The 25,997-nt window shown below is 66.6% G+C and carries 25 protein-coding genes; 17 read left to right on the forward strand and 8 right to left on the reverse strand.

Annotated features, from left to right (window positions below):
* Positions 1–27: 27 nt before the first annotated feature.
* From QRN07_RS02975 to QRN07_RS03050, 16 genes are all read left to right on the forward strand, one after another.
* On the forward strand, positions 28–1,092 hold the full coding sequence (locus QRN07_RS02975) for a tRNA (adenine-N1)-methyltransferase (RefSeq protein ID WP_056600332.1): 1,065 nt from the start codon (positions 28–30) through the stop codon (positions 1,090–1,092).
* 82 nt (positions 1,093–1,174) lie between these two features.
* Complete coding sequence (gene arc / locus QRN07_RS02980; protein ID WP_056600329.1) at positions 1,175–2,926, forward strand: proteasome ATPase; 1,752 nt, start codon at positions 1,175–1,177, stop codon at positions 2,924–2,926.
* A gap of 50 nt (positions 2,927–2,976) precedes the next feature.
* Positions 2,977–4,596 (forward strand): depupylase/deamidase Dop, encoded by a 1,620-nt coding sequence (dop, locus tag QRN07_RS02985; RefSeq protein WP_157371012.1) that lies wholly within the window; start codon positions 2,977–2,979, stop codon positions 4,594–4,596.
* An 86-nt stretch (positions 4,597–4,682) separates the two neighbouring features.
* Positions 4,683–4,886 carry a ubiquitin-like protein Pup gene (locus QRN07_RS02990; RefSeq protein ID WP_015937113.1) on the forward strand — a complete coding sequence of 68 codons (204 nt, stop codon included), beginning with the start codon at positions 4,683–4,685 and terminating at the stop codon, positions 4,884–4,886.
* 80 nt (positions 4,887–4,966) lie between these two features.
* Positions 4,967–5,788: a proteasome subunit beta gene (prcB, locus tag QRN07_RS02995; protein WP_056600323.1), complete on the forward strand. Its 822-nt coding sequence runs from the start codon at positions 4,967–4,969 to the stop codon at positions 5,786–5,788.
* A gap of 1 nt (position 5,789) precedes the next feature.
* Entirely contained in the window at positions 5,790–6,512 is a 723-nt protein-coding gene (gene prcA / locus QRN07_RS03000) for a proteasome subunit alpha (protein ID WP_050687317.1), read from the forward strand.
* A gap of 8 nt (positions 6,513–6,520) precedes the next feature.
* Complete coding sequence (pafA, locus tag QRN07_RS03005) at positions 6,521–7,885, forward strand: Pup--protein ligase (protein ID WP_050687316.1); 1,365 nt, start codon at positions 6,521–6,523, stop codon at positions 7,883–7,885.
* Positions 7,886–7,995: 110 nt separating this feature from the next.
* Positions 7,996–8,922: an FKBP-type peptidyl-prolyl cis-trans isomerase gene (locus tag QRN07_RS03010; protein ID WP_285240292.1), complete on the forward strand. Its 927-nt coding sequence runs from the start codon at positions 7,996–7,998 to the stop codon at positions 8,920–8,922.
* 72 nt (positions 8,923–8,994) lie between these two features.
* Positions 8,995–9,390 carry an FKBP-type peptidyl-prolyl cis-trans isomerase gene (locus QRN07_RS03015; RefSeq protein WP_050687312.1) on the forward strand — a complete coding sequence of 132 codons (396 nt, stop codon included), beginning with the start codon at positions 8,995–8,997 and terminating at the stop codon, positions 9,388–9,390.
* Between the two features lie 144 nt (positions 9,391–9,534).
* Positions 9,535–11,517: a helix-turn-helix transcriptional regulator gene (locus QRN07_RS03020; protein WP_200933667.1), complete on the forward strand. Its 1,983-nt coding sequence runs from the start codon at positions 9,535–9,537 to the stop codon at positions 11,515–11,517.
* A 10-nt stretch (positions 11,518–11,527) separates the two neighbouring features.
* Complete coding sequence (locus tag QRN07_RS03025; RefSeq protein ID WP_050687308.1) at positions 11,528–11,881, forward strand: hypothetical protein; 354 nt, start codon at positions 11,528–11,530, stop codon at positions 11,879–11,881.
* A 26-nt stretch (positions 11,882–11,907) separates the two neighbouring features.
* Positions 11,908–12,192, forward strand: coding sequence for a Sec-independent protein translocase subunit TatA (gene tatA, locus QRN07_RS03030; protein WP_050687306.1), 285 nt, complete (start codon positions 11,908–11,910; stop codon positions 12,190–12,192).
* A gap of 48 nt (positions 12,193–12,240) precedes the next feature.
* Positions 12,241–13,035 carry a twin-arginine translocase subunit TatC gene (gene tatC / locus QRN07_RS03035; protein ID WP_050687408.1) on the forward strand — a complete coding sequence of 265 codons (795 nt, stop codon included), beginning with the start codon at positions 12,241–12,243 and terminating at the stop codon, positions 13,033–13,035.
* Between the two features lie 20 nt (positions 13,036–13,055).
* Positions 13,056–15,956, forward strand: coding sequence for a DEAD/DEAH box helicase (locus QRN07_RS03040; protein WP_050687304.1), 2,901 nt, complete (start codon positions 13,056–13,058; stop codon positions 15,954–15,956).
* Between the two features lie 55 nt (positions 15,957–16,011).
* Positions 16,012–17,664, forward strand: a complete 1,653-nt coding sequence (locus tag QRN07_RS03045) for an amidohydrolase (RefSeq protein ID WP_056600312.1) — start codon at positions 16,012–16,014, stop codon at positions 17,662–17,664.
* 95 nt (positions 17,665–17,759) lie between these two features.
* Complete coding sequence (locus QRN07_RS03050) at positions 17,760–18,497, forward strand: polyprenol monophosphomannose synthase (protein ID WP_050687300.1); 738 nt, start codon at positions 17,760–17,762, stop codon at positions 18,495–18,497.
* An 83-nt stretch (positions 18,498–18,580) separates the two neighbouring features.
* On the opposite strand, the gene QRN07_RS03055 is transcribed toward QRN07_RS03050, so the two are convergent.
* The 5 genes from QRN07_RS03055 to QRN07_RS03075 all read right to left on the reverse strand — a co-directional run bounded on the left by QRN07_RS03055 (position 18,581) and on the right by QRN07_RS03075 (position 22,365).
* Positions 18,581–18,928 (reverse strand): RNA polymerase-binding protein RbpA, encoded by a 348-nt coding sequence (locus QRN07_RS03055; protein WP_013600997.1) that lies wholly within the window; start codon positions 18,926–18,928, stop codon positions 18,581–18,583.
* A 248-nt stretch (positions 18,929–19,176) separates the two neighbouring features.
* A complete protein-coding gene (locus QRN07_RS03060) occupies positions 19,177–20,118 on the reverse strand; it encodes an SPFH domain-containing protein (RefSeq protein ID WP_050687229.1) in 942 nt (313 codons plus the stop codon).
* 33 nt (positions 20,119–20,151) lie between these two features.
* Positions 20,152–20,619 (reverse strand): NfeD family protein, encoded by a 468-nt coding sequence (locus tag QRN07_RS03065; protein ID WP_050687227.1) that lies wholly within the window; start codon positions 20,617–20,619, stop codon positions 20,152–20,154.
* A gap of 127 nt (positions 20,620–20,746) precedes the next feature.
* Positions 20,747–21,625: a methyltransferase domain-containing protein gene (locus QRN07_RS03070; protein ID WP_056600309.1), complete on the reverse strand. Its 879-nt coding sequence runs from the start codon at positions 21,623–21,625 to the stop codon at positions 20,747–20,749.
* A gap of 59 nt (positions 21,626–21,684) precedes the next feature.
* A complete protein-coding gene (locus tag QRN07_RS03075; RefSeq protein ID WP_056600306.1) occupies positions 21,685–22,365 on the reverse strand; it encodes a peptide deformylase in 681 nt (226 codons plus the stop codon).
* 61 nt (positions 22,366–22,426) lie between these two features.
* Between QRN07_RS03075 and QRN07_RS03080 the strand changes: the two genes are divergently transcribed.
* On the forward strand, positions 22,427–22,840 hold the full coding sequence (locus tag QRN07_RS03080) for a nuclear transport factor 2 family protein (RefSeq protein ID WP_056600304.1): 414 nt from the start codon (positions 22,427–22,429) through the stop codon (positions 22,838–22,840).
* Between the two features lie 12 nt (positions 22,841–22,852).
* Here QRN07_RS03080 and QRN07_RS03085 read toward each other — a convergent pair whose 3' ends face one another.
* Genes QRN07_RS03085 through QRN07_RS03095 form a run of 3 tightly spaced genes read right to left on the reverse strand, consistent with a single transcriptional unit; the run spans position 22,853 to position 25,899 of the window.
* Positions 22,853–24,001: an FAD-dependent oxidoreductase gene (locus QRN07_RS03085; RefSeq protein WP_056600301.1), complete on the reverse strand. Its 1,149-nt coding sequence runs from the start codon at positions 23,999–24,001 to the stop codon at positions 22,853–22,855.
* Between the two features lies 1 nt (position 24,002).
* The gene (locus tag QRN07_RS03090) at positions 24,003–24,689 is read right to left on the reverse strand and encodes a class I SAM-dependent methyltransferase (protein WP_442854169.1); all 687 of its coding nucleotides are present in this window, start codon (positions 24,687–24,689) and stop codon (positions 24,003–24,005) included.
* A 13-nt stretch (positions 24,690–24,702) separates the two neighbouring features.
* Complete coding sequence (locus QRN07_RS03095; RefSeq protein WP_056600298.1) at positions 24,703–25,899, reverse strand: type III polyketide synthase; 1,197 nt, start codon at positions 25,897–25,899, stop codon at positions 24,703–24,705.
* Positions 25,900–25,997 lie beyond the last annotated feature (98 nt).

Genomic DNA, 25,997 nt, shown 5'->3' on the forward strand with positions numbered 1-25,997 from the left:
AAAGGTTTACAAGGAGTGAGGAATTCCATGAGCAGCGAATCTGCCGTCAACGAAGCCACAGCAGCAGCCCAGCCCGGCGCTGCCGGCGGCGGCTCGCAGCCGGCCGGTGCGGCCCGCCGCCGGGGCCCTTTCCGCGAAGGCGAACGCGTCCAGCTGACGGACGAACGTGGCCGCATGAACACCGTCACCCTGGAAACGGGTGGCGCGTTCCACACCCACCGCGGCTTCCTCAACCACGATGAGATCATCGGCCAGGCGGACGGCTCCGTGGTGGTGAACAACGTGGGCCAGCAGTACCAGACGCTCCGACCGCTGCTGTCCGACTTTGTGCTGTCCATGCCCCGCGGTGCCGCTGTGGTCTACCCCAAGGACGCAGGCCAGATTGTCACCATGGCCGATATCTTTCCGGGCGCCCGCGTGGTGGAAGCCGGCGTGGGCTCCGGGGCGCTGTCCATTTCGCTGCTCCGTGCAGTAGGTGACAATGGCTACCTGCATTCCTTCGAGCGGCGTGAGGAATTCGCGGACATTGCCCGCGGCAACGTCGAAACCATCTTCGGCGGGCCGCACCCGGCCTGGCAGATTTCGCTGGGTGACTTCCAGGAGGAAGTGGTCCGCAGCGAGGCTCCGGGTTCCGTGGACCGCGTGGTCCTGGACATGCTCGCTCCCTGGGAATGCCTGGACGCGGTCGCCACGGTCCTGGCCCCCGGCGGAGTATGGATCAATTACGTGGCCACCGTCACGCAGCTGTCCAGGACCGCGGAGGCCATCCGTGCCGACGGCCGCTTCACCGCACCGGACGCCTGGGAATCCATGGTCCGTGGCTGGCACCTCGAGGGCCTGGCAGTCCGCCCTGACCACCGGATGGTGGCGCACACCGGCTTCCTGCTGGTCACGCGCCGCCTTGCGGACGGCGTCACGGGCATCTCCGTCAAACGGCGACCGTCCAAAACCGAATTCAACGCTGAAGACGTCAACGCCTGGACCCCCGGCGCTGTGGGCGAACGGCTGGTTTCGGATAAGAAGCTCCGCCGCGCCGCCCGCGATGCCATCGCCGGCACCCAGGTCAAGGACGCTCCGGAGGTCACGAACTAGTCCACATTTCGGGAGCCTCCACCCCTACCTGCCATCTTGGGACTAGTGTCGTAAGGGAAGCGCAGGAAGGGGCTGATACATCATGGAGACGCCGAACCAGGACTCCGGACGTACACCGGCAGAGCAGTCTGCCGCCAACGACCTCTCGGTTGCAGACCGCCAGGTCAACATCCTCCGGGACAAGCTCAGGCACATCGACAGGCAGTTGGCTGCGGCATCGCAGAACAACACCAAGCTGGTGGCCATGCTGGAAGCCGCGAAAGCCGAGATCATCCGGCTGAAAAACGCGTTGGACCAGGAAGGGCAGCCGCCGTACAGCTTCGGCACCATCCTTCAGCTCAATCCCAAAAAGCAACCCTCCCAGGGCAACAGCGGGCAGGCGGCCACCGAGGAGTCGGTGGACATCTTCAACGCCGGCCGGAAGATGCGGGTGGGCGTCAGCCCGCTGGTCAACATGAACCAGCTGGCAGTGGGCCAGGAGGTCCTGCTCAACGAGGCCCTCCTGGTGGTTGCCGGGCTCGGCTACGAGCGTGCCGGGGAGCTGGCCACCCTCAAGGAGATGCTGGGCACCGACCGGGCCTTGGTGGTGGGACGCGCCGACGAAGAACGTGTGGTGCGCCTTTCCGGTGCCTTGCTGGCCCAGAAGCTCCGGGTGGGCGACGCCTTGTCCATCGACTCCCGCACCGGGTATGCCCTGGAAAAGGTGCCGCGCTCCGAAGTGGAAAACCTGGTCCTCGAAGAGGTCCCGGACATCACGTACGAGGACATCGGCGGCCTGGGACCCCAAATCGAGCAGATCCGGGACGCGGTGGAACTTCCGTTCCTGCACCCGGACCTCTACCGCGAGCACGGCCTGAAGGCGCCCAAGGGCATCCTGCTCTACGGCCCGCCAGGCTGCGGCAAGACCCTCATCGCCAAAGCCGTGGCCAACTCGCTGGCCGCCCGCGCCGCCGAACGGTCCGGCAACGTTGACTTGAAGAGCTACTTCCTGAACATCAAAGGCCCCGAGCTGCTGGACAAGTATGTGGGCGAAACGGAACGCCACATCCGGCTGATCTTTGCCCGGGCGCGCGAGAAGGCATCGGATGGCAGCCCCGTTGTTGTTTTCTTCGACGAAATGGATTCGCTGTTCCGCACCCGCGGCACCGGCATTTCCTCCGACGTCGAGACCACCATCGTTCCGCAGCTCCTCAGCGAGATCGACGGCGTAGAGCGGCTGGACAACGTGATTGTGATCGGCGCGTCCAACCGCGAGGACATGATCGACCCCGCCATCCTTCGGCCGGGCCGGCTCGACGTCAAGGTCAAGATCCAGCGCCCTGACGCCGAGGCCGCCGCGGACATCTTCAACAAATACATCACCCCGGACCTGCCGTTCCACGTGTCTGACCTGGCGGAGTACGGCGGTGACGTCCAGGCCACCGTGGACGCCATGGTGCAACGCACCGTGGAAGCGATGTACTCCACCGACAAGTCCAACGAGTTCCTGGAAGTCACGTACGCCAACGGCGATACCGAGATGCTGTACTTCAAGGACTTCAACTCGGGCGCCGTGGTGCAGAACGTGGTGGACCGCGCCAAGAAGTACGCCATCAAGGACCTCCTGACCATCCAGCAGAAGGGGCTCCGCATCGAGCACCTCCTGCGGGCCGTCGTTGATGAGTTCCGTGAGCACGAGGACATGCCCAACACCACCAACCCGGATGACTGGGCCCGGATCTCCGGCAAGAAGGGCGAGCGGATTACCTACATCCGCACCATCGTCCAGGGCAAAGCCGGCCAGGAGCCCGGCAAGTCCATCGAAACGATGCCCAGCACAGGACAATATCTGTGACGGCTGCACCGGAACCCGTCGGCGGGGGAGCGCTCCCGGCCGGCGGGGCCATGCGGGTCATGGGCTCGGAAACCGAATACGGCATCCACGCGCCCACCGCACCGTCAGCCAATGCCACCATGATGAGCGCCAGGGTGGTCCAGGCCTATGCACAGGTGACCCGGCAGCGTGCGGCAGGCGGGGCCGAAACCCGCTGGGACTACACGGACGAGGAACCGCTGCACGACGCCCGCGGCTGGACCGTTGACCGCGGCGCGGCACACCCGAGCCAGCTGACGGACCAGCCTCCCGTGCTGGACGCCGAGGCCGTGGCCCTGGCGTACGGCCGGGAGGAACTCGAACTGGACGGCCAGGACGAATCAGGCACCCTGCTGATGAATATGGTCCTGGGGAACGGCGCCCGGCTCTACGTTGACCACGCGCACCCCGAGTACTCCAGCCCCGAAGTAACCAACCCGCTGGACGCCGTGACCTGGGATGCGGCCGGGGACCTCGTGGCGCTGGCCACCGTGCGGCGCCTCGCAGCGGATCCCGAACTGCCCCCCGTGAACCTCTACAAAAACAACACGGACAACAAATCCGTTTCCTACGGTTCCCACGAAAACTATTTGATGCCCCGGTCCGTGCCCTTCGGTGACATTGTCCGCGGACTGACGCCCTTTTTTGTCACGCGCCAGATCATCTGCGGCGCAGGCCGGGTGGGACTGGGACAGGACAACTCGGCCGCCGGCTACCAGATCAGCCAGCGGGCCGACTTCTTCGAAGCGGAAGTGGGACTGGAAACCACCATCCGCAGGCCCATCATCAACACCCGCGACGAACCGCACGCCACCGCCGACAAATACCGGCGCCTGCACGTCATCATCGGGGACGCCAACCTTTCCCAGGTGGCCAACTACCTGAAGTTCGGCACCACGGCGATGGTCCTGAGCCTGATCGAAGCGGGCCTCGCGCCCAAAGTGGAGGTCTACGAACCCGTGGCCGCCCTGCAGGCGGTCAGCCACGACACCGGCCTCACCGGCAAGCTGCGGCTCATTGACGGCCGGCGCGTCAGCGCTCTTGACCTGCAGTGGATGTATCACGAAGCCGCCGCCAAACTGGCCCAGGATACCGGCGTCGCCGATCCGGTGGACGGCGACGGACACACCCACGGCGTGCTGGAACGCTGGGCCACCGTCCTGACGCAACTGGACACCGACCGGGCAGCTGCCGCCTCATCGGTCGAATGGCTGGGCAAACTCTCCCTCCTGGACGGATACCGGCAGCGTGACGGGCTGGACTGGAACGATGCCAGGCTTGGCCTGGTGGACCTGCAGTGGGCAGACATCCGGCCGGAGAAGGGCCTGTACCACCGCCTGCTGGCACGGGACCGGATGCAGCGGATCACTCCGGATGCTGCCATCGCGGCGGCAATGACGGAGCCACCACCGGATACACGTGCGTTCTTCCGCGGCCGGTGCGTCAGCACGTTCGGCAAGGACGTGGTGGGGGCCAGCTGGGACTCCGTGATCTTTGATGTCCCCGGCTACGGCCGGCTGCAGCGTGTCCCCACCCGGGAACCGCTGCGGGGCACCATGGCGCTCACCGGCGGGCTGTTTGCCCGCCACCGGGAAGCGGGTCCATTCCTCGCTGAACTGCTAGGACACACCACCGCTCCGCCTGCGGCGTAAACCACGCCGGGAGGTGCGGCCCGTGGCAGGATGGGCATATCGGAGGATCCGCCGGATCCAAAGACTGAATATTGGAAGGAAACATCATGGCAGGCCAGGAGCAGCAGCAGCCGCAGTCGCGGGACAGCCAAGTCGACGAAGACATCCCCGAGGCGCCGCCGGCACCGCCCGAAGCGCAGGCGTCAGCCTCCACCGAAGGTGTGGATGACCTCCTCGACGAGATCGACGGCGTCCTGGAATCCAACGCCGAGGAATTCGTCCGCGCGTTTGTCCAAAAGGGCGGCCAGTAACCGCAGCACCCAGGTGGCGGAAGCCCCGGACGGCCGGAATCTGAAGCGACGTCGAAGGACCACGTTCAAGGAGTGCATGAGTGCAGGAATCAACCGCCAACAAGGTAGCCGCCTACGCCACCTCGTCCTTTACCGAACACCTCCAGCGTGAACGGCCCGAACTCCTGCCGTTCACGCGGGCCCTCCCGACCGGGGCCGCCGTGACAGCGCCGCTCCAGGTCCCGCACGCCACCACCATCGTGGCCATGGGCTACGCGGGCGGCGTGTTGATGGCGGGGGACCGCAGGGCCACCATGGGCAACGTCATTGCCAGCCGGCACATTGAAAAGGTGTTCCCCGCTGACCGGTTCTCGGTCCTCGGGATCGCCGGCACCGCGGGCATTGCCATTGACCTGACCCGGCTGTTCCAGGTCGAGTTGGAGCACTACGAAAAAATCGAGGGAACACTCCTCAGCCTTGAGGGCAAAGCCAACCGGCTCGGCGCCATGATCCGCGGCAACCTGCCGCTGGCCATGCAGGGCCTGGCGGTAGTGCCGCTCTTCGCCGGATTCGATACCGGCGCCAACGCGGGCCGGCTGTTCTCCTACGATGTCACCGGCGGCCGGTACGAGGAACACGAACACCACACCGTGGGTTCCGGGTCCGTCTTTGCCCGTGGCGCCCTGAAAAAGCTGTGGCGGCCCAATCTCACCGCCGCCGAAGCCTTGGCCGTAGCGGTCGAGGCCCTCTACGACGCCGCCGACGACGACTCAGCCACGGGCGGGCCTGACACCGTCCGCCAGTTGTGGCCTGTGGTCTACACCGTTGACAGCACCGGTACCCGACGGGTTCCCGACGAAGAGCTCGGGGCGGCCGCGAGGGCTGTCATCGAGGCACGCACCATCGCCGGACGGGAGGCCTGAGATGACACAGCAGTTCTACGTCTCACCCGAACAACTCATGAAGGACCGCGCCGACTTCGCGCGGAAGGGCATCGCCCGTGGCAGGTCCGTGGTGGTCATCAGCTGTGGCGAAGGGATAGCTCTCGTCGCGGAAAACCCCTCCCCGTCACTGCACAAAATCGGCGAGATCTACGACAAAATCGCGTTCGCCGCCGTAGGGAAATACAACGAATTCGAAAGCCTCCGCCAGGCGGGTGTCCGCTACGCAGACGTCCGGGGATACTCCTACGACCGCGAGGACGTCACCGCCAGGGGCCTGGCCAGCGTTTATGCGCAAAGCCTCGGCGCCGTCTTCACCACCGAACAGAAACCCTTCGAGGTTGAACTTGCGGTGGCGGAAGTCGGAGCCAGCCAGGAAGGCGACCACCTGTACCGGCTGACGTTCGACGGGTCCATCGCCGACGAGCACCGTTTTGTGGTCATGGGCGGCCAGGCGGATAAAGTCTCCGCCGCCATCGAGGACGGCTGGCGGACCTCGCTGACCCTGGCCGAGGCGGTCCGCCTCGCCATGGGCGGGCTGGTCCGGCCGGCGGCTGGGGCCGCTGAACCAGCGGGTGCCGCAGCGCCGCTGCCTGCCGGCGCCCTGGAAGTTGCAGTCCTGGACCGGCATTCGGAGGCAACACGCGGCGCGCGGCGGGCCTTCCGACGGCTCAACGACGCCGACATCGCCGCACTGCTGACCTAGGAGGACAGATGGACAAGAGGATCTTCGGCATCGAAACCGAATTCGGCATCTCGTATTCAAGCCCCGACTCGAGGCCGCTGGCCCCCGAAGAGGTGGCCCGGTACCTCTTCCGCAAGGTGGTGTCCTGGGGCCGTTCCTCCAATGTCTTCCTCACCAATGGGTCCCGGCTGTACCTCGATGTGGGGTCCCACCCTGAGTACGCCACCGCGGAATGCGACGACCTGGCCCAGCTGATCGCCCACGACCGTGCCGGCGAACTCATTCTCGATGACCTGGTGGACGAAGCGCAGGCCCGCCTCGCTGCGGAAGGGTTCAACGGCACCGTCTACTTGTTCAAAAACAACACCGACTCCGCCGGCAACTCCTATGGCAGCCACGAGAACTACCTCATCCCGCGCCGCGGCGAGTTCTCCCGGCTTGCCGAGATCCTCATCCCCTTCCTTGTCACGCGCCAGCTCATCGCCGGTGCCGGGAAGATCCTCAAGACACCGCACGGGGCGACCTACGCCTTCTCCCAGCGGGCAGACCACATCTGGGAAGGCGTATCCTCCGCCACCACCCGGTCCCGGCCCATCATCAACACCAGGGACGAACCGCACGCGGACGCCGAGTTCTACCGCCGCCTCCACGTCATCGTAGGCGACTCCAACATGTCCGAAACCACCGCCCTGATGAAGGTGGGCACGGTGGACCTGGTGCTGCGCATGGTGGAGGCCGGGGTGATCATGCGGGACATGCGGATGGAAAACCCCATCCGCAGCATCCGGGAGATTTCCCACGACCTCAGTGGCCGCGCGCTGGTCCGGCTGGCCAACGGGCGCCAGCTGACTGCCCTGGAGATCCAGCAGGAATACCTCACCAAAGTGACGGCGTTCGTCCGGGAGCATGGCGCCCACAACCCGCACGTCCCACTGATCCTCGACCTGTGGGAGCGGACGCTGAAGGCCATCGAGTCCGGCGACCACCGGGGGATCGACACGGAAATCGACTGGGCCATCAAAAAGAAGCTGATGGACAGCTACCGGAACCGGCACAGTTTGAGCCTGGACGCTCCGCGCATCGCGCAACTGGACCTGACCTATCACGACATCTCCCGTACCCGGGGACTCTATTACCTGCTTCAGTCCCGCGGCGCCGTCCGCCGGATGGTGGATGACACCGTGATCAAGGACGCGGTGGACGCGCCGCCGCAGACAACGCGTGCCAAGCTCCGCGGTGACTTCGTGCGGCGCGCCCAGGAACTGGGCCGCGACTACACGGTGGACTGGGTCCATCTGAAACTCAACGACCGGGCGCACCAAACTATCCTGTGCAAGGATCCGTTCCGGAGCGTGGACGAACGCGTGGATGCGCTGCTCGAGTCTATGGGCTGACACCCAGCTTTCCGGGCTATTCTTGAAAAGGCCCATTATTTGGGCTGCCGCGATAACGGCCGCTGCAAGCGGCGTGTCGCCCCCACCCTGCCCCGACGAAAGTTTCCAACGTGCGCCGACTACTAGCAATTCTCCTTCCCGGCCTGCTGCTGCTGACTGCCTGCGGCGGTACCGGTGAACCGGAGCCCACCAGCCAGTCCGCTGGCGAGACTGCAAAGTTCGACTCCCTCAAACTGACCGAAAACGGTGACAAAAAAGCCCCGGGCGTCGAATTCGACAAGCCCCTCGCGGTCACGGAACCCACCGCCAAGCTGGTTACCGAGGGCAGCGGTGACGCCGTCAAGGCCAACCAGATCGCCAACTTGTCCATCCTCGCCATCAACGGCGAAGACGGGGCAACCCTGGAAGACACCTTCCCCGCTGAGCCGGAAGCACTCGAGCTCAACGATGAACTGAAAACCGGCAGCGAGCTGGTTTACAACGCAATCGTTGGGGCCAAGGTTGGCTCCAGCATCGCCCTCGCCGTCCCCGGCCAGGCCGGCACCGCGGGTGCCCCGGCGCAGCCCACCCAGCTGCTGGTGATCAAGGTCATCTCCACCACCGAGGTTGCCCCGGTCCTCGAAAAGCCGGAGGGTGAAACCATTACCCCGCCGGCCGGGCTGCCGACGGTGAAGGAAAACGGCGACGGCATCCCGGAGATCAACGTTGACGGCGTCGCAGCTCCCACGGAGCTCATTTCCCAGGACCTCATCAAGGGCACCGGTGCCACCGTCAAGGAAACCGACACGGTGACGGCGCACTACGTGGGCGTCACCCTCGTGGGCGGCACCAAATTCGATTCCAGCTATGACCGCGGCAAGCCCACACCGTTCTCGCTGCAGCAGGTCATCAAGGGCTGGACCCAGGGCCTCGCCGGTAAAACGGTGGGTTCCCGCGTCCTGCTGGTGATCCCCAAGGACCTGGCGTACGGTGACGCAGGCCAGGGCGAAGCCAAGGGCGACCTGGTCTTCGTAGTGGACATTCTGGGCGTCAAGTAACAACATTTAAGACCGGAGCACGGGATTCCTCCGTGGCATCCCACCAGTAAGCACCAACGACAAGGAGCAACCATGTCCTTTGGACAGCGTGATTTCGACCGCCAGAAGCCCGAGATCGATTTCCCCGAGGGCGACGTCCCCACGGACCTGGTCATCACGGACCTGATCGAAGGCGACGGACCGGAAGCCCAGGCCGGCAGCACCGTCTCCGCCCACTACGTGGGTGTCGCCTGGTCCACCGGCGAAGAGTTTGATGCTTCCTGGGGCCGCGGCGCACCCCTGGACTTCCGGGTTGGCGTGGGCCAGGTCATCCAGGGCTGGGACCAGGGCCTGCTGGGCATGAAGGTTGGCGGCCGCCGCCGCCTGGAGATCCCTTCCGAGCTTGCTTACGGCTCACGTGGCGCCGGTGGAGCGATCAAGCCCAACGAAGCCCTGATCTTCGTTGTTGACCTGGTGGGCGTCCGCTGATCCGGAAGGCCCCCTGACCTGCCCGGGTCAGCCGGTTCCCGGCACCCTGGCAGGCACCGCAAAGCGCGGCAGCTGATCGGACCTTGCGTCCACATGCTGCCGCGCTTTGCGCGTTCCGGGCCGTCATTGAGTAACGTAGCAACCGTGTCCGCATCCCGCACTGAACGCCTCCTGAACCTGCTGATCGCCCTTCTCAACACCCGGTACGGCCTGCGCCGCAGCGAACTGCGGGAGACCGTGTACCGCACCGTCACCGGAAACGACGTGGCGTTCGGCCGCATGTTCGAACGGGATAAAAACGATCTCCGGCAGTTCGGCTTCGACGTTGAAACCCTGACGGACCTGGGCTGGAGCGAAGACGATCCAGCCACCACCCGGTACCGGATCGGCAAGGAATCCAACCGTCTTCCGGACGTCCAGTTCAGCCCGGACGAATGGACAGTGCTGCTCCTTGCCTCCCAGTTGTGGGAACGCGCGGCGCTGGGCACTGCGGCCCGCAGCGCAATGCGGAAACTTCAGGCGGCCGGCCAGATGGCCGACATTAAGCTGCCCGCCGGTGTGCAGCCCCGCATCAAGCCTGCCGGCCAGGCGTTTGACGACCTCGTAGCGGCCATGCACACCCGGCACCCGGTCTCCTTCGGGTACCGCGCCGCCTCCACCGGCCAGGAGGAACGGCGGACGGTGGAGCCGTGGGGACTGGGCAGCCGGTTCGGTCAGTGGTACCTGATCGGCTTCGACCGGGCCCGGCAGGCCGCCCGGCACTTCCGCCTTTCCAGGCTGACCAGCTCCGTGGAAACCCTGGCACGGGAGCAGTACACCCCACCTGCGGACTTCAACATCCGCCAGGAACTGGACCTCCTTCCCGAACTCCCGCGCCGCACCGCCGTCGTCGACGTCAGAACAGGACGCCTCCTGTCCCTGCGGCAACGGGCCGTTACCAATGATGTGGACCACCCGGCCGGACCCGATGCGGACTACGAACGCCTGGCACTCGCGTACCGCGACCCCGAAGTCCTGGCCGAGGAACTGGCCTCCTACGGACCCGACGCTGTGGCAGTTGCCCCGCCGGAACTCGCTGAGGCGGTGCAGCGCCGCCTCCGCGCCGCCGCGGACTTCAGCGCAGCGCCCGTTCCCCTCTTCACCCTTTCCGGAGCACGATCCCGGCAGGACAGGGCAGGAACAGCCGAGGACCAGCTCAAACGTATGCTTCAACTGGTCCCGTTCCTGGTCCACAATCAAGGACTGCACATCCAGAAAGTGGCCCGGCACTTTGGCATCTCCCGCCAGGAACTCGAGGCCGACCTGCGGATCCTGATCTGTTCCGGGCTCCCCGGCGGATACCCGGATGACCTCCTGGACATCCAGTGGGAGGACGACCACGTTTTTATCAGCCAGGACCTGGACCTGAACAGGCCGGTCCGGTTCACAGTGGAGGAAGCCTGCGCCCTGCTGGCCGGGCTGGAGACCCTCAACGGCCTGCCGGAACTGGCCGGGGGAGGAGCCCTGGAATCAGTGACACTCAAACTTATGGCGGCAGCCGGCGAAGCCGGGCTCCGGGCGGGGTCGCTGGCAGGACCCGCCATGGCGCCTGCCGATGCCGGTGTCCACACCACAGTCCGGGACGCCATCAGTTCCGGCTCGCAACTTCACCTGACGTACCTCTCACCCCAGCGCGACACCGTGTCGGAGCGGGACGTGGACCCGCTGCGGCTCTTCTCGCTGGACGACACCTGGTACTTCGAGGCGTACTGCCACCTGGTGGACGGGCTCCGGAACTTCCGCCTCGACCGGGTCCAGGACCTTCGCCCCACCGGCACATCGATCAGCACGGATGCCACGGCCCTCGCGGCCGGCTCCGGCAGAATGTTCGCAGCGAACGACGGCGATACGTCCGTAACAGTCCAGCTCACCGGGCAGGGGCGGGGACTTGCGGATGAATACCATGCGGCGCGTACCGCGGAACTTCCCGACGGCGGCCTGGTGGCGGAAATCCAGTTCGGCAACACGGCGTGGCTGCCCATATTTGTGGCCCAGCACGGTGGCCAGGCCCGCATCCTGGCACCGGCAGGCCTGGCCGACGCGGCCCGGGAATGGCTCGCTGCGTCGCTTGCCCGGTACGGCGGCTAGACTCGAAACCATGCTTTGGTGGTCCTGGATTCTGATATGGGTGGCGCTTGTTGCGCTGGCCCTGCTGCTGTTCCTCCTTTTAGGCATCCGGCTGTTCCGGAAATTCATGGCCACGGTCAAGGACCTGGGCGCAGCCGGCGAAAAACTGGGCCACATCAGCCCCGTGTTCCTTCCCGAACCGGCGCCTGCTCCCGACCGGATGCCAGCCGGATCCGCTGTTTTTGCCTCACCCGAGATCATGAGACATGATTACGAGGCCGCCAAAGCGTCACGCCGGGAAGAACGGCGGCGCCGCCGGGTGCAGCGCAGGACAGACCGGGGCCAACTGCAGGCGCTCGGAGATCTCGACTTCACTTCGAAGTAGGATGTACTTAGAGGAAAGGATTTCCCATGGGAAGACTCTTTGATGGCCCCTGGCCCATCGTTATCATCATCGTTGTAGCACTGCTGCTTTTTGCCGCGCCCAAACTTCCGGCGATGGCGCGGAGCCTTGGCCAGTCGATGCGGATCATCAAGTCCGAGGTCAAGGAAATGAAGAACGACGGCAAGACTGACGGCGACGCCGCCGATGCCTCAGGTCCCGTCGAAGGCCGGGTAGTGAACCACCCGCGCCCCGAAACCCCGTCCAGCGGCAACGCTGACGGTACGGACGTACCGCCCTCCACCCGCGCGTAGTTCAAGGTGGCACAAAAGAAGGGCCGCAAAGCCAATCCGGAAGGCCGGATGGCTCTTTGGGACCACCTCAAGGAACTCAAGAACCGGTTGATCAAGTCGGCCATCGCCGTGGTGCTGGCCGGCATCGCCGGCTGGTTCCTTTACGATCCGGTGGTCTTCAACCTCTCTGAACCGCTCATCACCATCGCGCAGCAGACAGGCCGCACCGCGGTACTGAACTTCGCGACCATCGCGGATCCGTTCGCGTTCAAGATCCAGATTGCCATCCAGATCGGCCTGGTCATCTCCAGCCCCGTCTGGATCTATCAGGTGTGGGCTTTTATCACCCCTGGCCTGACGGGTAAGGAACGCCGGTACACGCTGGGATTTATGGCCGCGGCCGTACCGCTGTTCCTCGCCGGCGTTTTTGTCGCCTGGCTGGTCTTCCCCACGGTGGTTCGGGCCCTCCTTCAGTTCACCCCCACCACAGGCGCCAACAACGTCTCAGCCACTGACTACCTCACGTTTGCCACGCAGATGTTCCTGATCCTGGGGGTTTCCTTCCTGGTGCCGGTGATCCTGGTCGGCGTCAACATGGCCGGCGTGGTCCGCGGCCGCACCATCCTGAAGGCCTGGCGCATCATCGTTTTCCTGGTCTTCGTCCTCGCCGCCCTGGCCGCACCCGGCACGGACGCGCTGTCCATGGTGATGCTGGCGGCTCCGCTGCTGATCCTGTTCTTCGCCGCCATCGGCCTGTGCATCATCAACGACAAGCGCAGGGACAAGCGTGAGGCAAAGGTCGCCGCTGAGACGGACGCCACCGCGGACGTCGCCACCCCCGGCAGTGAGCTCAAGAAGCTCTAAGCTCCCGCTAGGCTTGGGACATGTTCTCCACCACCGGGCCCACCGATCCTGACGAGTTATCACCGGCAGAGAGATACCGCGCCAACGCGGAACGCCAAGCCGAAAACGCCACGTACCTGGGGGCTTTCACCAGGACCCTGGAGTTCGAACTCGATGACTTCCAGCGCCAGGCCTGCCGTTCCCTCCAGGAAGGCAGGGGAGTGCTGGTGGCGGCGCCCACCGGTGCCGGCAAAACGATCGTTGGCGAATTTGCCATCTTCCTGGCCCTCCAGCGCGGGCTGAAAGCCTTCTACACCACACCCATCAAGGCCCTGAGCAACCAGAAATTCACTGAGCTCGGCGAAAAATACGGCGCCGAAAACGTGGGTCTCCTGACCGGCGACACCAGCATCAACGGCGATGCGCCGGTGGTGGTGATGACCACCGAAGTCCTGCGGAACATGCTGTACGCGGATTCCGCCACCCTTGATGACCTGGGCTACGTGGTGATGGACGAGGTCCATTATTTGGCCGACCGGTTCCGCGGCGCCGTCTGGGAAGAAGTGATCATCCACCTTCCCAGCGAGGTGCAGGTCGCCTCCCTGAGCGCAACTGTTTCCAACGCAGAAGAGTTCGGGGCCTGGCTGGACACCGTCCGCGGCGACACGGACATCATCGTTTCCGAGCACCGTCCGGTGCCGCTGTGGCAGCACGTGATGGTGGGCCGCCAGATCGTGGACCTGTTCGCCGGCGAGACCACCTTTGATGAGATCGCCCCGCCAGTGGACGCCTCCGGCGCTCCGGCGACCGTCACCGCAGCTGCCCCCGGGAGCGGCTTCGATGTGAACCCCGAACTCCTCTCCGTGGCCCGCAGCGAGGGACAGCAGGGCTTCCGCAGCAGGCCTGGCTCCGGCGGACGGAACCAGCGCGGCCGGCGCGGCGGCTCCGACCGGCCGGCCCGCGGCGCCCAGGAGCCAGGGGTCCGCAGGGCCAGCAGGCCCCAGGTGATCGCCAGCCTGGACCGGATGGACCTGCTGCCGGCCATCACGTTCATCTTTTCCCGGGCAGGCTGTGACGCCGCCGTTGCGCAGTGCGTCTCCTCGGGGCTGTGGCTGACCACGGAGCAGGAGCAGCAGGTCATCGCCCAGCGGGTTGACGCTGCCGGCCAGGACATCCCGCCGGACGACCTGGATGTCCTGGGTTTCTGGACCTGGCGCGACGGGCTGCTGCGCGGCTTTGCTGCGCACCACGCCGGCATGCTCCCCACCTTCAAGGAAGTGGTGGAAAAACTCTTTGTGGACGGCCTGGTCAAGGCCGTATTTGCCACCGAAACCCTCGCGCTGGGCGTGAACATGCCGGCCCGGTCCGTGGTACTGGAGAAGCTCGATAAGTACAACGGTGAGGCGCACGTGGACATCACCGCGGGCGAGTACACCCAGCTCACCGGCCGTGCGGGCCGCCGCGGCATCGACGTGGAGGGCCATGCCGTGGTGCTCTGGCAGCCCGGCACCGACCCCACAGCGGTCGCAGGCCTGGCCTCCAGGCGCACCTATCCGCTGAACTCCAGTTTCCGGCCCACCTACAACATGAGCATCAACCTCCTGGCCCAGTTCGGCCGCGCCCGGGCCCGGGAAATCCTGGAGTCTTCCTTCGCCCAGTTCCAGGCGGACAGGTCAGTGGTGGGCCTGGCCAAGCAGGTCAGGAGCCGGGAAGAGTCCCTGGCCGGATATGCCAAGTCCATGACCTGCCACCTGGGCAACTTCACCGAGTACGCGCGCCTGCGCCGGGAACTTTCCGACGCGGAGAACGCCGGCACCAAATCCAAGTACCGGAACCGGAAGTCCCTGAGCGATGACTCCCTGGCCCGGCTCCTGCCGGGGGATGTAGTAGACGTTCCCGGTGGGCGGGCGCCCGGCCCGGCGATTGTGCTCAGTTCGGACCACGGCAGCCGTGAGCCCCGGCCGGCGGTCCTGACCCTGGACAACCAGTTGCGCCGGATCGGCACTGACGACCTTGAGGGACCCATCTCGCCCGTCACGCGGATCAGGATCCCCAAGTCGTTCAACGCGAAGGTGCCCAAGTCCCGCCGCGACCTGGCCTCCTCCGCCCGGAACGCGCTCCGTGAGAACCGTCCGCTGGCCCCGGGCCACACCCGCAACGACGACTTCGGCCGGGCAGCCGCGCTGCCGGACCAGGACAAGCGCATCACGGAACTGCGCCGCGCGCTTCGCGCGCATCCCTGCCACGGGTGCAGCGAACGTGAGGACCACGCCCGTTGGGCTGAACGCTGGTGGAAGCTCCGCCGGGAAACCGACGGCTTGGTCCGGCAGATCCAGGGCCGGACCAACACCATTGCCAAGACTTTCGACCGTGTCTGCGACGTCCTGTCCACCTACGGTTATCTCGAAAGCGCCCCGGACGGCAGGCTGTCCATCAGCCCCGACGGCCAACGGCTCCGCCGGATATACGGCGAAAAGGACCTCCTCATCTCCCAGTCGCTCCGGCTGGGCGCATTCAACGACCTGGATGCCGTGGAAGTCGCGGCCCTGGCCAGCGTCCTGGTCTACCAGGCCAAACGCGAGGACCGGGGCCTCCGGCCGCGCATGCCCAGCGTCTCACTGGAGACGTCAGTGGACCTTGTGGTCCGGGAATGGTCCGCCCTGGAGGACGTGGAAGAGGACAACAAACTTCCCCTGACCGGCGAACCTGAACTCGGGCTGGTGTGGCCCATGTACAAGTGGGCCCGCGGCCGGCACCTGCAGGAGGTCCTGAACGGGACTGACCTCGCAGCCGGCGACTTTGTCCGCTGGGTCAAGCAGGTAGTGGACCTGCTGGACCAACTGGCCAAGATCCCCGGCCTGGAGCCCCGGCTTTCCCGGCTGTGCGCCGAAGCCATCGCCCTGATCCGCCGGGGCGTTGTGGCCTACTCGTCCGTTCTCTGACGTTTTCCCGTCCGCCGGCGCCCGCCGGCCCTTCCCCTGAGGAGCCCCGCCCTACATGACCACCCCGGAATCCCCGTCCGCAGGCCGCCCCAAAGCAGTGCTTTACCGCAACGGGTCCGTCTACACCGCCGCAGATCCCTTCGCCACCGCCATGGTGGTGGAGGGCGGCACCGTGGCCTGGGTGGGGTCCGAACAGGCGGCCACGTCCATCGCGGACAGTTCCATGGAGATCATTGACCTACGCGGCGCCTTGGTGACCCCCGGGTTCGTGGACTCGCACGCGCACCTCACCGAGACCGGCATCGCGCTGGGCTCCCTGGCCCTGGGCAGTACCGCCTCGGCGGCCGAACTGCTGGCGGCCGTTGCTGCGGCGCCGGGCCAGGGTACCGTCCTGGGGCACGGCTGGGATGAAACGCGGTGGGCTGACGCGACACTGCCCACCGCTGAGGAACTCGAACGGGCCGCCGGCGGCCGTGCCGTGTACCTGGCCCGGGTGGACGTCCACTCCGCCCTGGTGTCCGCAACGTTGGCCGGGTCCGCGGGGCTTCGGGGCAGGGACGGGTTCGACGGCGGCCCCCGGGTCCGCCGGGACGCGCACGCAGCGGCCCGGCAGTTCACCAGGGCATTGCCGGCCGCAACCCTCCGGGAGCACCAGGCCCGGGCCCTGGCCGAGGCTGCAGCCAACGGGTACGTGGCGGTCGCCGAGATGGGAGCCCCGCACATCGGCGGCGCCGAAGACCTCCGGATCGCGGCCGCCTGGAATGAAGGAGCCGCAGGTGCCCCGGCGGTTCCCGAGGTGCTGCCCTACTGGGGTGAGCTGGCGGAGTCCGAGGCGCACGCCCGCAGCATCCTGGACAGCTTCGGTTTTGGGATCCGCGGCCTGGCCGGTGACCTGAACATCGACGGCTCATTGGGGTCCCGGACGGCGGCGCTCCGTTCCGCCTACAGCGACTCAGCGGAGCAGGGCACGCTGTACCTGGGCGTGGACGAAGCCGCGGCGCACCTGGCCGCGTGCTCGCTGCTGGGCATCCAGGGCGGCTTCCATGTGATTGGCGACGCCGGGCTGGACGCGGCACTCGACGCGCTGGACCTCGCCGCGGAACAGGTGGGCGAGCAGCGGGTCCGCGCCGCCGGGCACCGTTTTGAGCACGTGGAAATGGTGGACGCCGCCGCGGTGGCGAGGCTGGCTAAATACGCCGTCACCGTCAGCGCACAGCCGGCGTTCGACGCCGCCTGGGGTGGACCCGGCGGCCTGTACGAACAGCGGCTGGGGGAGCGGAGCCGGGGAATGAATCCGTTCGCCACCCTCTACGCACAGGGAGTCCCTGTCTGTTTCGGCAGCGACAGCCCGGTCACGCCCTTGCGGCCGTGGTCCAGCATCCGGGCCTGCCTGGAACATCACAACCCAGACCAGCGGATCTCCGCCCGCGCAGCGTTCCTGGGCCACACCCGTGCAGGCTGGCGGGCAGCCCGGCATCCCGACTTTATGGCCGGGCAACTGGTTCCCGGCGCGCCGGCAAGTTTCGCGGTGTGGGAGGTCGAAGAGTTGATGGTGCAGGTGGCGGATGGCCGGGTCCAGTCGTGGAGCACTGATCCCCGCGCCAGGACGCCGTTGCTGCCGGCCCTGGATACCGGGACCGACCCGACGTGCCTGCAGACGGTGAGCAACGGCGTCGAACTCTTCGCGAGCCCGGCCCTGCGTCACTGACCGGCGCCCCGTCCGCCCTATAATGGGTAGTTGCGCCCGCCGGTGACCCGCTCACCCTCTGGTGCATTGACCGCTCCTCCCAGGAAAGGCCCTCTGTGCGCGTCCTTACGATCATCCCCACTTACAACGAACTGGAATCGCTGCCCAAGACGCTCCAGCGCCTCAGGGCCGCCGTCCCGTCGTCGGACGTGCTGGTGGTTGATGACAACAGCCCTGACGGCACCGGCAAGCTCGCCGACTCCATCGCTGCCGACGACGCCCAGGTCCACGTCCTGCACCGTAAAGGAAAGGAAGGCCTTGGCGCCGCGTACATCGCCGGCTTCGGCTGGGGCCTCGAGGCGGGCTATGACGTCCTCGTGGAGATGGACGCTGACGGCTCCCACCAGCCCGAGCAACTTCCCCAGCTCCTGGAAGCCATCGAACAGGGCGCGGACCTGGCCATGGGATCCCGCTGGGTTCCGGGCGGCAGCGTGGTCAACTGGCCGCTGTACCGCCAGGCCATTTCCCGGATCGGCAGCACCTACGCCCGCCTTATGCTGGGCCTGAAGATCAAGGATGTCACCGGCGGCTACCGTGCCTTCCGGCGGACCACCCTGGAGCGGCTGAACCTGGACCAGGTGGACTCGGTGGGCTACGGCTTCCAGGTGGACCTCGCCTGGCGGGTGGCCCGGATGGGCATGCGCATCGAGGAACGGCCCATCACGTTTGTGGAGCGCGAACTCGGGGCATCGAAGATGAGCGGCAACATTGTGGTTGAGGCCATGATCAACGTCACCAAGTGGGGCCTGGCTGCCCGTTGGAAGGCTCTGACCGGCAGGAAAGCCGCGAACTGACGGCTCCCGCAGCCGTTCCGGCTGAACAGAAAAGGGGCCATCCCGCACCGAAGTGCGGGATGGCCCCTTTTCTGTTGCGGCAGCTAGGCTGAGCGACGCTCTCCGCGGCGTTCCCGCAGGATGGTCAGGCGGTCCTCAAGAATCTGCTCCAGCTCGGGAAGGGACCGGCGTTCCAGCAGCATGTCCCAGTGCGTGCGGACAGCTTTGTCGTTGCTGGTGTCGGGGCGTTCGCCGTCCACCAGGAGCGCTTCCTTGCCGGTCTTCGAAACCCAGACCGGGGGAATTTCCGCTTCGGAGGAGAAGGTGACAAAAACCTGCTCGCCGTCTTCGCAGCGGTACTCGACCCGCTGGCGCGGCGCCGGCTCGACGCCGGACTCGGTCTCCATGCTCTGCGCGCCAAGGCGCATGCCCCGCAGGCTGCGATCGCTCATGATTTCTCCCTCTGGTCGTTACGCGGTAGGAAAACCCGCGCTGGCCGGCAGTAACGAAGCACCGCCGGACTTCTTTGTGCTCTGTGCTGCATCATAGGATTCAACGCATCGCGAAGCTGTGTTGTTCCAGCGGATTGCTCCAGCCGGGCAAATACCCGAGTATACCGGTTCAACCGGCGCAGGCACAAAACAGGGGAGGGGACCCGCAGGTTACTGCGGATCCCCCCCCGGGCAATCAGCCCGGTGGTTCAGGGCTGGGCGGGCGCTGCCGGGGTGGCGGCGAATCCGTCCGCTGAGGGATCCGGGTTGGTGCCGCCCAGGGCGCCCCCGATTCCCTTCAGTGCCTCAGTGAGTTCGCTGGGGATGATCCACAGCTTGTTCGACGTGCCTTCGGCAAGTTTCGGCAGGGTCTGCAGGTACTGGTACGCCAACAGCTTCTGGTCAGGGTTGCCCTTATGGATGGCGTCGAAGACCTTCTGGATGGCTTGCGCTTCACCGTCGGCGCGGAGGATCGCCGCTTTCGCGTCGCCCTCAGCCTTCAGGATGGACGACTGCCGCTGGCCTTCGGCCGTAAGGATGGCGGACTGCTTGGTACCCTCAGCCGTGAGGATGGCCGCACGGCGGTCCCGCTCGGCGCGCATCTGCTTCTCCATCGAATCCTGGATGGAGTGGGGCGGATCGATGGCCTTGAGCTCCACCCGGGACACCCGGATGCCCCAGCGGCCGGTCGCTTCGTCGAGGACGCCGCGCAGCTGGCCGTTGATCTGGTCCCGGGAGGTGAGCGCCTCTTCGAGGTTCAGCCCGCCCACCACGTTGCGCAAGGTGGTGGTGGTGAGCTGTTCCACGGCCTGGATGTAGTTGGCGATCTCGTAGGTCGCGGCGCGGGCGTCGGTGACCTGGAAGTAGACCACCGTGTCGATGGAGACCACCAGGTTGTCCTCGGTGATCACGGGCTGCGGCGGGAACGAAACCACCTGTTCACGCAGGTCCAGCAGCGGCAGCAGCCGGTCCACAAACGGGATCAGGATGGTCAGGCCGGGATTGAGCGTGCGCTGGTACTTACCCAGCCGCTCCACCACGCCGGCCCGGGCCTGCGGAATGATCCGCACCGACCTGACCAGGACAATCACCACAAATATGATCAGGACTACCAGCACAATGGCCAGGGCGGTCCCTCCTGCGTTTTCCATACATCTCCTCTTTCCCCAATTGATAAGACTCTGTCAGGACTGGGCGGGGGTGGCCGGTGGCGGCGTTGACACCACTGCTGTGGCGCCTTCAATGGCGGCCACCACCACGTGCTGGCCGGCGGGCAGGTCGCCCGCGGAGGAGCGTGCGCTCCAGATGTCGCCACCGATTTTTACCAGCCCGCCGGCTGTGGTGACGGCTTCCATCACCACGGCGGACTCGCCGATCAGGCGGTCCACGTTGGTCCGCTGCTCAGCCGGACCCTTCTTGATGTGCGAAAGGGCCACGGGGCGGACGAAGGCGATCATCAGCAGCGAAACGACGCAGAAAATGATGATCTGCAGCCAGCCCTCGGCGCCGGCGAAGTCGGCAACCAGGGCCGCGAGGGCGCCGCCGCCCAGCATGATGAAGAACAGGTCGAGGGTGATCATCTCGATCACCGCAAATGCCAGGAACGCGGTGAGCCACAATGCCCACCAGTTTTCGCCCAGCCATTCGAACATGCCGTTCCCCCTCTGCTTCGTGGAGCCGCGTGCCGCAGACCCCCCAGTCACTGCACTTCCATCCTAGTCCGGACGCCTCCCGGAGGGGGCGGGCGCATCCGTGCGGGCCGGGATATTGGCCAAGTCGTTACTCCGCCGGCGTCTGCGCAGGGGTGAACACCAACAGCTTGAAGCGGGCTTCGGCAGTCACGGGCTCCCTGCTGCCCGCGAGCCTGCCGGCGATGGCCTCGCGGCCCAGATGGTGGCCGGCTGGCCCCATAAAAGCCAGGTCCGTTGCCTGCGGCACCGTGAGTGACAACGGAATGTCGATGTCCGAGGATGATTCGAGATCGAAATGCGAGGCCATGGCAGCAGCCAGCCGCGCGTCCTTACCCTCCTCAATGGCCAGCATCCCGGTGCGCGCAGCGAGTTCGGCGAGGTGGCCGCTGCGGGGGGTGACCACCACCAGCCGACCGGCGGGCCGCAGGACCCGGGCGAACTCGGCAGGATTCCGGGGCGCGAACACCACCGTCACGGCGTCCACGGAATCTGTTGCCAGGGGAAGCGGCTGCCAGATGTCCCAGACCAGGTTCATGGCCTCCGGGTTGAGCCGGGCTGCCCGCCGCAGCGCGTATTTGGAGATGTCCAGGCCGTAGGCAGCGGGGGCCGTTGCCGCTGCCTGGTCAAGGAGCACCCGAAGGTACTGGCCCGTCCCGGTGCCGGAATCAAGGACCGCCGCGCCGGTAGCCGGCAGGACACGGACGACGGCGGCTGCCACGGCGGTTGCCAGCGGCAGGTAATGCCCCGCGGCGAGGAAGGAGTGGCGGGCTTCGACCATGGCGGCAGAGTCCGCCTCGAAAGCCGTCCCTTTCCCGACCAGAAAGTTGAAGTAGCCCTGCCGTGCGGCGTCGAAACTGTGCCCTGCCGGACAGACCAGCCGCTTCCCGGCCTGCGGATGGGCTCCGGAAGGCTCGAAGGGTTGCCGGCATACCGGGCACAGCAGGGAAAGGTGCGGGGCAAAGGGCATGGATACCACTTTAGGCGGCGGACCCGGCGCTGCCCGGCGCAGTGCCGCGGCCGCTGCCGTCAGGCGACGCTGATACCCGCCGGTCCGGCGTCGAACCCCAGCCCTTCGCTGGCCTTGTCGATGCCGGGGCCCGCCCAGTGCGCAGCGTATTCGGCGTTGCTGCTCAGCGAGCGCAACTGGGCGCGGTCCACGTACAGAACCCCGTTCAGGTGGTCCGTCTCATGTTGGACAATCCTGGCCTGCCAGCCAAAAAATTCCCGCTGCACCGCACCGCCGTCGACCGTCAGGAAGTCGAGCCGGACGGTTTCCGGCCGGGCCACCACTGCCTGCAGTCCGTTCAGTGACAGGCAGCCTTCGTAGAACGAGGCGTGGCTGGCTCCCAGCGGCGTGTACCGGGGATTGACGATGGCCAGGAAGTCCAGCGGTTCCCGCCGCCTGAGCGCTGCCGCCTCCGGGTCGACGTCGAATTTGTCCTCCAGGACCGCCAGCTGCAGCGGGATGCCCAACTGCGGTGCGGCGAGTCCCACGCCGGGCGCATCATGCATAACCCGCCGCATCAACTCGATCAGCCGTTCCAGCTGGTCGCCGGGCAGCTGGCCATCGTAGGCGGCTGCACGCTGCCGCAGCACCGGGTGTCCCGCCTGCACAATGGGCGGCAGGTCACCGGTGGCCAGCATGGCCTCGACCTGTTCGGCGATCTGCGCCGGGCTCTGGGTTGTTTCCGGAGGATTGTTGCTCATGGGCAAAGCCTAGCGGCGCCGCCGGGCGTGCACGGCCGGCGGCTGGGTTAGTCTCGAAGGCATGGCCACTGAACCCCAACGTGTTTCATCCCCGCGTGAGCTGGTGCTCGAGTTCATCCGGACCCTGCAAGCCGGCGGCGGCGCGGCGCAACTGAGGCCCTTCCTGGCGGATACCTTCACGCTGGTGGAGGCGCCGCACCTGCTGGCGCCCGAGGGTGCCACCCGGAACCTGGCCCAGGTGCTGCAAGGAGCGGACCAGAGCTCCGAAGTTGTTTCCGGCCAGGAGTTTGTGATCAAGCGGACCACCAGCGGGGACGGACGCGTTGTGGTGGAAGCCGACTGGTCCGCCACGGTCCGCATGGACCTGCGTTACTGGGACCGCGGCGAAACCATCCGCGCCAGCACTTCCTCCGTGTTCGAAGTCAGCGACGGCCTGATCACCAGCCAGGCCAGCTACGACTGCTACTACCGGTAGGCTCCGCCCCGGTCACTGCATGGTGAACCGGCGGGCCACCCAGCGGTTCACAGGCGGGCTGGACGCGACCGCGGCCAGGGCGGCGTTCCGCACGCCCAGCAACGCCGGTGGGAGCGGCCGGCCCAGCATCATGTTGATTCCGGCCTGCCGGGCGGCCCGGGCGGCGGCCTGCCGCCTGCCGGACTCATAGCGGCACACCTCCGCGGGCGTGGCGGTGCCGGCCAGCACGCGGTGGATCACGGGGGCCAGCGCCTGGGCATCCAACCAACCCAGGTTCATGCCCTGCCCGCCGATGGGACTGATTTCATGGGCGGCATCACCCAGCAGGACCACCCGGCCGATGACTGTTTTCCTGACGGCGGTGGTGTGGACGGAGAAGGCGCTCAGCATGGAGTTGCTGCCTGGCTCGGGCAGGATTCCCGTCCGGTCTCGGACCAGGTGGGCAAGATGCAGCGGATCCGTGGCGGCTGCGGGTGCCCCGAGGCGGACCACCCAGCGGCGGACGCCACCGGGCAGCGGAAAGGATTCCACTATGCCGTGCCGTTCCAGGAACAGGACGGCCTTTTCTCCATGGGTGCCGGCATCGGCGAAATCACCCATCAGGTAATGGTCCGGATACGTTTTCCGGGCGACGGGTACACCCAGCTGCTGCCGCAGGCCGGACCGGGCCCCGTCCGCGGCGATGACCACCTGTGCCGCGTAGCCGCGGGCCGGGTCCGCGGCACCCAGGCCGGGCCCAACGCTGACGGCAACCTGTCCGCCGTCGTCCGCTACGCCCGTGACCCGTGCACCCCGCACCAGCGCGTCCGGGTCCAGGGTCCGGACGCGTTCTGCCAGGAGCTGCTCCGTCCGGTGCTGGGGGAGCGCCAGGACAAAGGGATAACGGCGCGAAACGCTGCTGAATTCCATGGCACCTACCGTCCTGCCGCCGCTGATGGCCAGGCCGCGGCGGATGGGGACGCCGGCGTGGACCAGGCCGGAGGCAAGCCCGACGTCCTCAAGCGCCGCCAGCGCCGGAGGGTGGATGCCGATGGCACGGGAGTGCCCGTTGGGGGATGGCCGCTGCTCCAGGACCCGGACGCGGACGCCGGCCTGGAGCAGCAGGGCAGCCAGGTAAAGCCCCACCGGACCGCCGCCCACTATGACCACATCCGTTTCCATATCAGCCGTGCCGGAAGGTGAGCACCTGGTGGAACGCCTGGTTCAGTTCCACCCGCCACCCCTGGGGAGCGGCAGCCCGCAACTCGGCCGGGGTATAGCTGCGCCGGATGGAGGTGAGCCCGTCCGCGCGGATAAAGGAGTTCCGGAACGGCAGGGCTGCGGCGCTGAAAAGGGCAAACGCCGTGGGGCTGCGGCGCAGGTCGTTGTGCAGGACCGATCGTGTGGCCAGCTGCTCGGAATGGGACAGCAGCTCGCTGAGCTGTTCCGGCGGCAAGTGATGGATGACGTGGTTGGAAATCACCACGTCGTACCTGCGTCCCTCGGCCACAAGGTCCCGGCTGTGGGCCTGGCGGAACAGGACACCCGGCCGGGCAGGGCGCCGCAACGCAAACGCGGCAGCACGGGGGTCAGGATCGATGCCCGTCAGGTCAAGGCGCAGTCCGTCCCGGGCGGCCCACCGGGCAAGCAGGGTGGCGAGGTCGCCCCCGCCGCAGCCGATGTCCAGCAGGGACACCGGCCGGACCGCCGTGGCGAGGAGCGGCCGCAGTTCCCGGCGGTACAGTCCCCGCCAGCCGGAAAACAGCCGGTTCACCGGGCCGAACTGGCGGTAGGTATTTTCGAGCAGCACGGGGTTGCAGTCGGGGCGGTCCATCAGTTCCACGGCGTCCACCGCCCGCTCGCCCAGCAGGAGTCGCACCGGGTCAGGCCACCGGCGCTTCCTGCAGCGAGACTCGGCCGGAAACGGTTTCGCTGCCGGCCGCGGCGGAGGTGCGCGGCAGTTTGGTGAACAGGGCAGTTTCCACTGTCAGGCCCGGCCCGAAAGCCATGGAACAGATCCGTTCATCGCCCGGCTCCGGTTCCTGTTCCACAATGTACTTGAGGACAAACAGGACGGTGGCGCTGCTCATGTTGCCGTAGTTGCGGAGGGTTTCCCGGGCCGGCACCAGCTGCTGGTCCGTCAGGCCCAGCCGGGACTGGACTTTGTCCAGGATGCTCCGCCCGCCGGGATGGATGGCCCAGTGCCGGATGGCGGTGTAGGGGAGCGGCAGCAGGTCCGGATCGCGGGCCAGGAGCGGCTCGAGCGCCCCCACGATGTGGTCATCGATGATGTGCGGGACGTAGTTGCCCAAAACCATCTCGAAGCCGTGGTCACCAATGTTCCACGCCATGGAGTCCTCGCCCACCGGCGTCAGGACCGTCTCGAAGTGGTCCAGCTGCAGCAGCGCCGTCCCGTCCGGGGCAGGTTGGGAGGTCACGACGGCGGCAGCGGCTCCGTCCGCGAACAGCGCCGACCCCATGATGGTGTCGGGGTCGTTGGAGGTCCGGACGTGCAACGAGCAGAGTTCTGCACAAACCACCAGCACCACGGCGCCCGGGTCCGCCTCGCAGAACAGCTTCGCGGCGCGGAGGGCGGGAAAAGCTGCATAACAGCCCATAAAGCCGAGGTGGTAACGCTGCACAGAGGGGTTCAGTCCCAGTTCCCGGACGATTTTGTAGTCCGGGCCGGGGTTGAAGAAGCCGGTGCAGGACACCGTGATGAGGTGCGTGACGTCGCCCGGGCTGAGGTCAGGGCAGGCCCCGAGGGCTGCAGCGGCAGCTTCAACAAAAAGTTTGGTGGCTTCCCGGCCGAAGATTTCATTGCGCACCTTGGTGCTGGGATTCAGCAGGAGCCCGGTGGCCGGGTCGAAGAACTGCGGATCGTCCGCGCGGAAGTCCTTGGTCAGTTCATCCACGGCGGTGTAGCGGGTGTCGATGGCGGCCGAGTCGAAACACGTGCTGACCAGCCGCGATCCGAGCCGGGTCAAGCCGGGTTGGGCAGCGAACACGTCACGCGCCTCGGACTGGACCAGGGTGGTTTTTGGAACTGCTGTTTCGAGTGCCCGCACATAGACCGTCATTGGTTCATTCTTGGCGAGCCTCCGGAAGAAGACAATGCTTTGGGCCGTTGACCTGCACAATCTATTAATGGGGGAGCCGGTGAGCAGCCCTGCTTCGG

It is taken from the genome of Pseudarthrobacter sp. MEB009, assembly GCF_030208875.1.
In the GTDB taxonomy this organism is placed as follows: Bacteria; Actinomycetota; Actinomycetes; order Actinomycetales; family Micrococcaceae; genus Arthrobacter.

Excerpts from the sequence above, each read along its gene's own strand:
- QRN07_RS03075 (WP_056600306.1), bottom strand. The coding sequence starts at position 22,365 with ATGAGCAACAATCCTCCGGAAACAACCCAGAGCCCGGCGCAGATCGCC.
- QRN07_RS03080 (WP_056600304.1), top strand. The coding sequence starts at position 22,427 with ATGGCCACTGAACCCCAACGTGTTTCATCCCCGCGTGAGCTGGTGCTC.
- QRN07_RS03055 (WP_013600997.1), bottom strand. The coding sequence starts at position 18,928 with ATGAGCGATCGCAGCCTGCGGGGCATGCGCCTTGGCGCGCAGAGCATG.
- QRN07_RS02975 (WP_056600332.1), top strand. The coding sequence starts at position 28 with ATGAGCAGCGAATCTGCCGTCAACGAAGCCACAGCAGCAGCCCAGCCC.
- QRN07_RS03095 (WP_056600298.1), bottom strand. The coding sequence starts at position 25,899 with ATGACGGTCTATGTGCGGGCACTCGAAACAGCAGTTCCAAAAACCACC.
- QRN07_RS03025 (WP_050687308.1), top strand. The coding sequence starts at position 11,528 with ATGCTTTGGTGGTCCTGGATTCTGATATGGGTGGCGCTTGTTGCGCTG.
- QRN07_RS03015 (WP_050687312.1), top strand. The coding sequence starts at position 8,995 with ATGTCCTTTGGACAGCGTGATTTCGACCGCCAGAAGCCCGAGATCGAT.
- pafA (WP_050687316.1), top strand. The coding sequence starts at position 6,521 with ATGGACAAGAGGATCTTCGGCATCGAAACCGAATTCGGCATCTCGTAT.
- QRN07_RS03045 (WP_056600312.1), top strand. The coding sequence starts at position 16,012 with ATGACCACCCCGGAATCCCCGTCCGCAGGCCGCCCCAAAGCAGTGCTT.
- QRN07_RS03085 (WP_056600301.1), bottom strand. The coding sequence starts at position 24,001 with ATGGAAACGGATGTGGTCATAGTGGGCGGCGGTCCGGTGGGGCTTTAC.
- QRN07_RS02990 (WP_015937113.1), top strand. The coding sequence starts at position 4,683 with ATGGCAGGCCAGGAGCAGCAGCAGCCGCAGTCGCGGGACAGCCAAGTC.
- QRN07_RS03065 (WP_050687227.1), bottom strand. The coding sequence starts at position 20,619 with ATGTTCGAATGGCTGGGCGAAAACTGGTGGGCATTGTGGCTCACCGCG.
- QRN07_RS03070 (WP_056600309.1), bottom strand. The coding sequence starts at position 21,625 with ATGCCCTTTGCCCCGCACCTTTCCCTGCTGTGCCCGGTATGCCGGCAA.
- dop (WP_157371012.1), top strand. The coding sequence starts at position 2,977 with ATGCGGGTCATGGGCTCGGAAACCGAATACGGCATCCACGCGCCCACC.
- QRN07_RS03060 (WP_050687229.1), bottom strand. The coding sequence starts at position 20,118 with ATGGAAAACGCAGGAGGGACCGCCCTGGCCATTGTGCTGGTAGTCCTG.
- arc (WP_056600329.1), top strand. The coding sequence starts at position 1,175 with ATGGAGACGCCGAACCAGGACTCCGGACGTACACCGGCAGAGCAGTCT.
- QRN07_RS03040 (WP_050687304.1), top strand. The coding sequence starts at position 13,056 with ATGTTCTCCACCACCGGGCCCACCGATCCTGACGAGTTATCACCGGCA.
- tatC (WP_050687408.1), top strand. The coding sequence starts at position 12,241 with ATGGCTCTTTGGGACCACCTCAAGGAACTCAAGAACCGGTTGATCAAG.
- prcA (WP_050687317.1), top strand. The coding sequence starts at position 5,790 with ATGACACAGCAGTTCTACGTCTCACCCGAACAACTCATGAAGGACCGC.
- tatA (WP_050687306.1), top strand. The coding sequence starts at position 11,908 with ATGGGAAGACTCTTTGATGGCCCCTGGCCCATCGTTATCATCATCGTT.